General features: G+C 72.9%; 8 protein-coding genes. 4 read left to right on the top strand and 4 right to left on the bottom strand.

The features are described from left to right. The first annotated feature begins 25 nt into the window (after positions 1–25). Complete coding sequence (locus K7G61_RS29505) at positions 26–847, top strand: hypothetical protein (protein WP_225850103.1); 822 nt, start codon at positions 26–28, stop codon at positions 845–847. Then, positions 844–2127, top strand: coding sequence for a Dyp-type peroxidase (locus K7G61_RS29500; RefSeq protein ID WP_225850101.1), 1284 nt, complete (start codon positions 844–846; stop codon positions 2125–2127). The genes K7G61_RS29505 and K7G61_RS29500 overlap by 4 nt, the downstream gene beginning before the upstream one ends. A 476-nt stretch (positions 2128–2603) precedes the next feature. Here K7G61_RS29500 and K7G61_RS29495 read toward each other — a convergent pair whose 3' ends face one another. The 3 genes from K7G61_RS29495 to K7G61_RS29485 form a co-directional block, all read right to left on the bottom strand. Further along, positions 2604–3113 carry a flavin reductase family protein gene (locus tag K7G61_RS29495; RefSeq protein ID WP_374204283.1) on the bottom strand — a complete coding sequence of 170 codons (510 nt, stop codon included), beginning with the start codon at positions 3111–3113 and terminating at the stop codon, positions 2604–2606. Positions 3114–3223: 110 nt separating this feature from the next. After that, the gene (locus K7G61_RS29490) at positions 3224–4555 is read right to left on the bottom strand and encodes a cytochrome P450 (protein WP_225850097.1); all 1332 of its coding nucleotides are present in this window, start codon (positions 4553–4555) and stop codon (positions 3224–3226) included. Positions 4556–4690: 135 nt separating this feature from the next. Further along, a complete protein-coding gene (locus K7G61_RS29485; protein WP_225850095.1) occupies positions 4691–5587 on the bottom strand; it encodes a class I SAM-dependent methyltransferase in 897 nt (298 codons plus the stop codon). Positions 5588–5781: 194 nt separating this feature from the next. Between K7G61_RS29485 and K7G61_RS29480 the strand changes: the two genes are divergently transcribed. Then, positions 5782–6477, top strand: a complete 696-nt coding sequence (locus K7G61_RS29480) for a hypothetical protein (RefSeq protein ID WP_225850093.1) — start codon at positions 5782–5784, stop codon at positions 6475–6477. A 211-nt stretch (positions 6478–6688) separates the two neighbouring features. After that, positions 6689–7084 (top strand): VOC family protein, encoded by a 396-nt coding sequence (locus K7G61_RS29475; RefSeq protein ID WP_225850091.1) that lies wholly within the window; start codon positions 6689–6691, stop codon positions 7082–7084. A 90-nt stretch (positions 7085–7174) separates the two neighbouring features. On the opposite strand, the gene K7G61_RS29470 is transcribed toward K7G61_RS29475, so the two are convergent. Beyond that, positions 7175–8488, bottom strand: coding sequence for an alkyl sulfatase dimerization domain-containing protein (locus K7G61_RS29470; RefSeq protein ID WP_225850089.1), 1314 nt, complete (start codon positions 8486–8488; stop codon positions 7175–7177). Between the last annotated feature and the right edge of the window lie 12 nt (positions 8489–8500).

Here is an 8500-nt window from a genome sequence, read left to right as displayed (position 1 = left end):
CGTGACGAGGGGAGGGCAGGACACGATGTCTGAGCCGCCGGGGAACTCGCCGAACTGGTCGGTCATCGTGCGCCACATGATGCCCTGGACGTTCATCAAGGTGCGCTCGGCTGTCGGGCACGGCGTCGATCCCGTGGAAGCCGAAGAGGTCGGCTGCGAGCCCGGCCTTGCCGATGCCGTTCCCTTCGCGATCGGTCTTGCCAAGACAGGGCATTTCGTGCGCTATGCACTGTGGGCGGCACGGTGGCCGAAAGGGGCGGTGCGGGGCATCGGAGACCGGGAGATCGTGGCCTGGGCGTGGCACACCTCGGACCGCTTCGGCCGCTGGTGGATCCGAGAATGCGCCGAGGACTTCTTCCACATGTACACGGCTGTGGACGAGATCCAGCGCCGGATCGGTGAACTACGCGGTACCGCACAGGAGAGCACGCTGAACGCTCTGGCCGACAGGAGCCTGGCCGCCGTAGCCGGGCCCCAGGACGACCTGGTCGCGTACCGCCCGGGCACGGCTTGTCTCAGCGAGGCTCTGTGGCTGCGGGGCATGCGTGAGGTGGTACGGACGCTCTCGCTGTCAACCGACGAGCAGGCCAGGAGGCGGGTGTACGAGATCGCAGACGCCGGTCACCATCTGGCCTACGCCCACCGCATCCCGCCCCTACTGGGTGCGATCCTCGTACGCGAGGGCCTGCGAGACACTTGGCGCCTCTCCGCCTCGACCGGGCAGGACTGGATACTGCAGCAAGCGGAGTCCCTCGGGCTCCGGCGCACCCTGGCACGGGCGGTCGGACGGACACAGTTCGCCGACGACTTGGCGGCCCTTCACAGCGCCAAGGAGATGGGACGATGACGGCTGAGCACCGCGGCGGCCCCGGGGAGCCAGGCGATACACGGCTTTCGGATGATCGCGCCGGACGAGAGGCGCCCGCTGGGCCGGCAGCCGAGCTTGAGGTGCATGCGGGCGCTGGATCGGACGAGCAGATTCCCGGCGAGGAGTTGGACGGAACCGGGGCCGCTGCCGCCGACGGCCGGCGGCGCGTGTTGATCCGGCGGCGGACGATCGCGGCGCTGCTCGGCGCCGGCGCCGCCGGTGCGGCCGTTGCCGCGGCTCTGGTCGGTACCGTCGGCCGCGGCCGCTCCGGCGCAAGCGGCGGGGCCGAAGCCCACGTGCTGGGAAGGCTCGGTTCGCTGCCGCCCGATCGCGGTGTGCTGATCGCCCTGGGCGCACATGGTGACCGGGCTCGGACGGTGGCGGGGCTGCGCGGGCTGTACACGGCAGCTTCCAGCCTTGATGGGCTCACAGAATTCAGCCTGGGGCTCGGCGCGTCTTTCTTCGACGCGGTGGAACTGGCTGGGCGGCGCCCCCGGTCGCTGACCGTCATGCCGGACTTCCCCGGTGATCTGCTGGATCCCGCGACGACGCATGGCGACGTCCTGCTCTACGTGGCGGCGCCCACCGCCGGCCAGGCGGAAGCGGGTGAGCGCGCGCTGAGAGCGGTCGTGCCGGATTGGGCACCACGCTGGCGCGTCTTGATGCGGCGGGACGACAATCACATGGCTTATGGCCGCCCGATCAGCCGCAACGGTTTGGGCTACGCTGAGGGCCTCGGCAACCCCGCCACCTCCGCGCAACTCGCCGATGCCGCGCTGGTCGCTCCCGGCGACGGGGAGCCGGACTGGGCCGTGGGCGGCAGCTACCAAGTGGTGCGGCGGATCCGGCTGGCCACCGAACGCTGGAACGACCACCGGCAGACCGACCGCGACCGGATCATCGGCCGTCGGCCCGACGGCACCTGGCTCGACGGCCGCCCCGCCGACAGCCGCCCGGACTTCACCGCCGACCCACTGGGCCGCACCACCCCGCTGGACGCCCATGTCCGACTGGCCAACCCGGCCGCCGAGCACGGTACGCCAGCGCCCCTCGTTCGCCGCAGCTACTCCTCGGCGGACCCCTCGGACGGCCACGGACTGGTCTTCGTCTGCTACCAGCGCAGCCTCGCCAACGGCTTCACCGCGGTCCAGCACCGGCTGGCAGGCGAAGCCCTGGCCGACTACCTCCTGACCACCGGCGGCGGCTACTGGTTCACTCCGCGCCCGGACCCCTCCTGGCTGGACCAGCTCTTCGCCTGAACACCGGGGCGCCGGCGCCCGCTTACGGGGGCCGATGCGTGTCCACCGTGACGCTCGTTTGACGCTCCGGGCGCGTACAAGATCCTCTTCGGAGTCACGAAAGCGGCCCTGAACTGCGGGTTCTCCGCCCAGCGCTTCCTGTGACGTCTTTCCCGTCACGCACCACGTGGAGTGCGTCGCGGTGCTGAAGCGGGCGGGGAAGGGCGCCTGACCTGCGGGTTTGCTGGTGTGCGTTATGTGCGGTGTGGGCGGTACGGGCGATTTCCGGGCGGGCCGACCGGGACCGGAGCATCGGCCGCCGCACCTGCGGCACCTGGCTCGACGGCCTGCGCCGCCGGCGCCCGCCCCCGACTTCACCGCCGTCCCGCTCGGCCGCAACCCCGCTGACGCCCACGTCCGACTGGCCGACCCCGCCGCTCGGCACGGCACTCCCGTCCCCCTCGTACGCCGCAGCTGCCCCTCGGCGGACCCGGCGGTCAGAGCGGGTGGTAGGCGCCGTTGTGGAAGAGCAGCGGGCGGCGGCCCGGGTCGAGCCAGGACTCCTCCACGCGGCAGACGACGATGCGGTGGTCGCCGGCGGGAACGGTCTGCACGACCGCGACCCGCAGCCAGCCGGACACTCCGTCCAGTACCGGTTCGCCGTGCTCGAGACGGCGCCAGCGGGTGGGCGCGGCGAAGCGGTCGATGCCCCTGACGGCGAAGCGCCTGGCCACGTCCTCCTGGTCGGCGCCCAGGAAGTTGACCACGGCCGAGGCCGCGCGTTCGAGGTGCGGCCAGGACGAGGCGGTGACGGCGACGCCGAAGGAGACCAGCGGCGGCGCCAGCGACACCGAGACCAGCGAGGTGGCGGTGAAGCCGGCCGGACCGCGGCCGCTGTCGGCGGTGACGACGACCACGCCGGCCGGATGACGGCGGAACACCTCCTTGAAGCGCTCGGGCGCGATGCCGCCGGGAGCCGCGGCGCCGGCGGCCTGCCGCCCGCGCACGCCGACGGCCGGCGCCTCCCGGCCCGGGCCTGCGGATCCCGCCGGGGACCCGAGGGCGGCCGGCGGCTGGGACGGACGCCCTCGGAAGGCACTCACGGACCACCTCGCCGTCAGTGTCGGACGCTGTCGTACGACACCGGGCAGGGACCGGCGGGACGCGCGATACCGGGCTTGCGCACCGGCTGCGGCGGGGGGCCGTCCAGGCGCAGTTCCCGGTCGCGCAGCAGGGACGCGATGATCAGCCGCATCTCGATGTCGGCGAGCCGGGCGCCGAGGCAGGCGTGCGCCCCCGCGCCCAGGTTGAGCAGTCCGTTCGCCGCCCGGCCGTCCGGGTCGCGCAGCGGGGAGAACCGCTCGGGGTCGTAGGCGTCCGGGTCGGGGTAGAGGTCGGCGAGCCGGTGGGTGACCGGGGGGCAGAACAGGGTGTTCCAGCCCCGGGGCACGGTGTATCCGGCGACCTCGTAGGGCTCGGCGACGAAGCGCGTCAGCATCGTGGTGACCGGCCTCAGCCGCTGGGTCTCCTGGAGGCACCGGCCGAGCCGGGTCAGCCGGCGCAGCGTGCCGGGAGTCGGCTCGCCGTCCGCGAGTTCGGTGCCGACCTCCGCGGTGACCGCGGTCAGGTGTTCCGGGTGCTGCAGCAACAGGATGAGCGCCCAGGCCAGTTGGGCGGCCGTCGTCTCGTAGGCGGCGTAGACCAGCACCAGCGCGAGCCCCGTCACCAGTTCCTCGTCGAAGGGGGTTCCGGCCTCGTCGGCACTCGCGGCCAGGTGCGCGAGGAAGCCCTGGGCCGCTGGGTCGGGCCGGGACCGGGCCTGCCGCACGTAGGGGGACAGGAGCGCGAACAGCCGTGTCCTGGCCCGGTTGCGGCGCAGCAGCCGGGGCGCGGGGAACCAGGCGGGCAGGACGAACTCCATGCCGGCGGCCACGTCCTGGAAGTACCTACGGAAGGCCACGCCCTCGCGGGCGCGGAAGTCCTTGCCGAACACCAGGCGGATCGCGATGTCCAGGGTCAGCCGCTCCAGGTCGCGGTAGGCGTCGAAGCGGCCGGTGGCGCCCAGGCCGGCGATCCACGCCTGGACGTCGTCGGTCACCGCGGCGGTGTGGTCGGTGACCTGCCGGCCGCGGAAGACGGGGAGCAGCGCGGCCCGCTGGACCAGGTAGTCCGCGTGGTCGGCCGCCTGCATCACCGCGCCGAACATCGGCCGCAGCCACTGGTACACGGGGGCCACCGCCAGCGTGCGCTCGGGCGCGGCGAGCGCGGTGCGGCTCTCCTCGGCGCCGACCACCACGGCCGCCCGCTTCGGGCCGAGGTTGAGCGAGAAGACCGTGCCGTGCGCCCGCTGCCCGGCCCGCACCACGCTCAGCGGATCGCGGACGAAGGCCGGCGCGTGCCCCAGCACCGGCAGTGCGGCAGGGGCCGGCGGTGGAAGTTCCGAAGCCATGTCGGGCCGTCCTTTCCCGGTCGGGGCCACCGCGCCGCCCGGCGGCCGGGACACCCGGTGCCCGCCCGGCCGTCCTCCGGCTCCTGTCCGGGGTCCCGCGGAGGCTCACATCTGTTCACGCCCGCCCGCACCCGCTCACGTCCGGCCGCCGTCCGGCGCGTCCGTGGCGGCGGGCCCGCGTACCGCCGTGGTGAGCCAGACGTTCCAGTGCAGCGAGAGCCTGCCGTCCGCGTCCCTGACCTCGTCCATCCGGCGGCAGGCCGCGGCACGCGCCTGCGGCAGGCGTTCGGACGGTATGCGTTCCAGGATCATCCGGCCGGCGGTCTGCCACAGCCAGTCCCACCACTGGCCGGGATCGGCGAACTCGATGTCCAGGTCCGAGTCGGCCACGCCGATCCGGGTGAAACCCGCACCCGACACCAGCGCGGCAACGGACTCCTTGGTGGCGAAGGCGTTGTCGCTCCGCCCGGGGACGGGCCCGAGCGGTTCGTCGAGGAACTGCGGCAGCACGTCGGTGACCTGGAAGAAGCGCGCATCGACCGATCCGAAGCTGCTCATCGCGAAACGGCCGCCGGGCCGCAGCAGGCGGTGGTGGGCCCGCAGCGCCGCCGCCGGATCGGGCAGCAGGAAGACGACGAGGCCGGCCAGGACGGCGTCGAACGACCCGTCGGGGAAGTCCGGGCGGCCCGCGTCGCCGGTCAGCACGGTGACGTGGGACGCGCCCTGCTCGGCGGCGGTCCGCCGGGTCGCCTCGACCATCGCCTCGGCCGCGTCCACGGCGGTCACCGAGCCGTCCTCGCCCACCGCCTCGGCGGCCGGGAAGGTGCAGGCGCCCCGGCCGCAGCCCACGTCCAGGACGCGCATGCCCGGGGTCAGGCCGGCCGCCGCCACGAGCCGGCGGCCGAGAGGGCCGTAGAACCGCACTCCCGTCAGGTCGTAGGTGTCGGCGGCCCGTTCGAAGGCGTCGGCGACGCGCGAGGAGGGTGCGGGCCCGCGTGTGCCGGGGCTCCGTGCTGCGTGGTCCGAATCCATGGCCGAGGCGTCCTAACGGCAGGCTTGGGGGCGCCTGACATCCTCGCCGACCGGCCCGCCCGCGGCCTTCTCGGAGGTTGCCCCGCCGCGGTCCCGCGGCGCCCGCAGGGACGCAAGCTCGAAGTAGAAGGGCCTGCTCGGCCTTGCCTATGGTCGAGTCAACCTCGACCAATCGGGCGACAGAGGAGAAGGTAGTGGGCGTACTGGGTCTGCACAACGAATGCCCCCCCAACAACTACGCGACAGCGGAGGCCGCGGAGATCTCCGAGGGGCTGGTCGCGGATGCGGTGGCCACGGCGGCGACGCTGCGCTCCGTGCGTGACGCCATGGAGTCACTGGCCGCGCTCGACGACACCGTCAGGTACGTCGTCGAGGCGTCCGGTACGGCCGTCGGCCCCGACGGAGCGGTGGACGTCGACGCCGTGACGGACAAGATGAAGAACGTCGACGCGACCTACAGCGCCGCCTTCCGGGCACTGGACGAGACGGTGAGCCTCATCGACACCGCCGTGGGCCAGTACACGAGCCTGCAGGCCTATGCGGCGGCCGCGCTGGCCAAGGGCCGCGACGAGTGCTACGAGAACACGCTGCGCCAGCTCGGTGAAGGCGGCTTCACGGGCATGGCGCAGGCGCGCATCGCCCGGCTGCGCAAGCTGCGGGTCCGGGTGCAGCTGATCCAGAACATGGAGACCTACGGCCGCGAGACCCTGGGCCGCTACGAGTTCGGCACGTTCTTCATGCTCTTCATGCAGCCCATGCGCGATCTGGCGCTGGCCGCCCAGGACCTCTACAACGAGGTCGTACGCGGCGCCCTGGTGGCGTACGACACCCTGGTGCGGGTGTGCGACCTGAGCGCCTCGGAGGCACAGTCGGCCGGGTACGCGTCCTGACAGGCGGGCACCCGCCGTCCGGCCGGTGCCGACGCCCCGATCAGGCGCCGGCACCGGACTTCCGCGACCGGGCGCGGCCATTCACCGCGTCATCGGCGGATTTCGGGACATCGGCCACCGGAATCCGGCCGAATACGCTTGCCGCTATTTGCGGTGGGATATCGTGGGCAACCGGCAGTCAAGCGATCGAATGATGAGGTGACGCCGCGACATGGCCATCACGCATATCACCCTCCTTTCGGTTCCCGTTACCGATCAGGAGGCGGCGAAGAGCTTTTACGAGAAACTGGGCTTCAAGGTCATCAACGACCATGAGATGACCCCCGAGGAAATGCCGCCCGAGCCCGGTCTGCGCTGGCTCCAGCTGGCCACTCCGGAAGAGGGCTGCTCCATCGTCCTGGTGACCTGGGACGTGGGCGGACTGAAGCCCGGCACCCAGCAGTTCTCCATCGCGGCGCAGGACGTGAAGGGCACGCACGAGGCGCTGGCCGCCAAGGGCGTGGAGTCCAATGGGCCCCTCATGGAAGCGCCGTGGGGCCACTTCTTCTCGGTCAACGACCCGGACGGCAACCACATCCTCGTCGTCCAGGAGCCCGGCACCGACTGACCCGCGGCCCGCGGGTCCAGGACAGCGGGCGGGCGGCGGTACGGCCCTCAGGCAGCCGGCCGCCGCCCGCCCGCCTTGCCGTTGCCGCCCTCAGGGCGCCCATCCGCTCGGCTGCCCGGCACCGTCGCGCTCGCCCCTGGACGCCGCGAGGGACTGCTCCGCCGTCCACCCGTAGAGGGACTTGGCCATGAAGGAGCCGGCCCGCTCCTCCAGCGCCCGGAAGACCCGCGCCCGTATCCCGTGCACGTCCGGGTACTCGGCGGAGTCCGGCGCCGCGGCCAGGGCGGCCAGCTCCGCCAGGTGCCCGGCCAGCCGGACGTCGCCGTTCTCGGCCAGCGCCAGGGCCCGTTCGGCCAGGACCTTCGGGCCGCCGGCCAGCCCCGCGAGCTCGGCGGCGAGGTCGGCCCGGGGCGCGGGACGCAGCGCCGAGGGGTCGCCGTCGTACCAGCCGCCGTAGTGCCGCCACACGTTGCGCACGATGAACTCCGGTTCGTCGTACGTCGGGCGCAGGTACGGCTTCGCGAGCAGCTCGGCCGGGGCGCGCACGCCGTGCAGCACCTCGTCGAGGGTCGCCCCCTCGTTCATCATCGCCAGCACGGCGTCGTGCAGGTGCTGCAGCAGCCGCGCCGAGGCCAGCAGGGTCTCCCTGATCCGGTCGGGCCCGGCGATGGGCACACCGTGGCCGGGCAGCAGCAGTTCCGCGCCGAGCCCCGCCATCCAGCGCAGCGCCTCGGCCCATTCGGCTACGTAGCGCTGGACCTTCTGCGGGTTGCCGGCGTTCGGCGCGTTCCAGGCGTAGAAGTCGCCGCAGCACAGGATGCCCCGTTCGGGCAGCCAGGCCATGGTCGCGTCGTCGGTCTCGCCCCTGCCGTGCCGCAGGTGCACGGGGGTGTCCGCGTGCCGCAGGTCGTACGTCCGCTCGTAGGTGACGTCCGGCCGGCGGTAGACGGTGGGCCACTTCAGGCCGGGGGCGCGGAACTGCCTGCTGTTGACGGTGGCGTTGTAGCCGGCGGTCAGGACGTAGCGGTCGAAGCGGCGGGTGACGTCCTGGTGGGCGATCACCCGCGGCCGTGGCCGGCCGCGCTCGGCGGCCTCGCGGTCGAAGGGGTCGACGCCGAGGACGTGGTCGACGTGGCCGTGCGAGAAGACCACGGTGTCCACCGGTTCGTCGCCGACCGCCCGTACCGCCTCGCGCAGCGCGCCCGCCGTGTGCCGGTCGCCGCTGTCGAAGAGCAGCAGGCCGGAGCCGGTGCGGAAGACGTACACGTTGCCGGTGGCCGGCCACATCCACACGTCCTCGGCGACCGGCTGGAGCCCGTCCGCCCTGAAGGCGCCGGAGAAGTAGGCCCGCAGGTCGTCCTGCCCTGTCCACACCCGTTCCGCGTAGCTCATCAGCTCGCTCATGGCGTGCTCCTG

This window comes from Streptomyces sp. HPF1205 (assembly GCF_020400825.1).
GTDB lineage: Bacteria > Actinomycetota > Actinomycetes > Streptomycetales > Streptomycetaceae > Actinacidiphila.
This window is presented reverse-complemented; position numbering and strand designations above follow the sequence as displayed.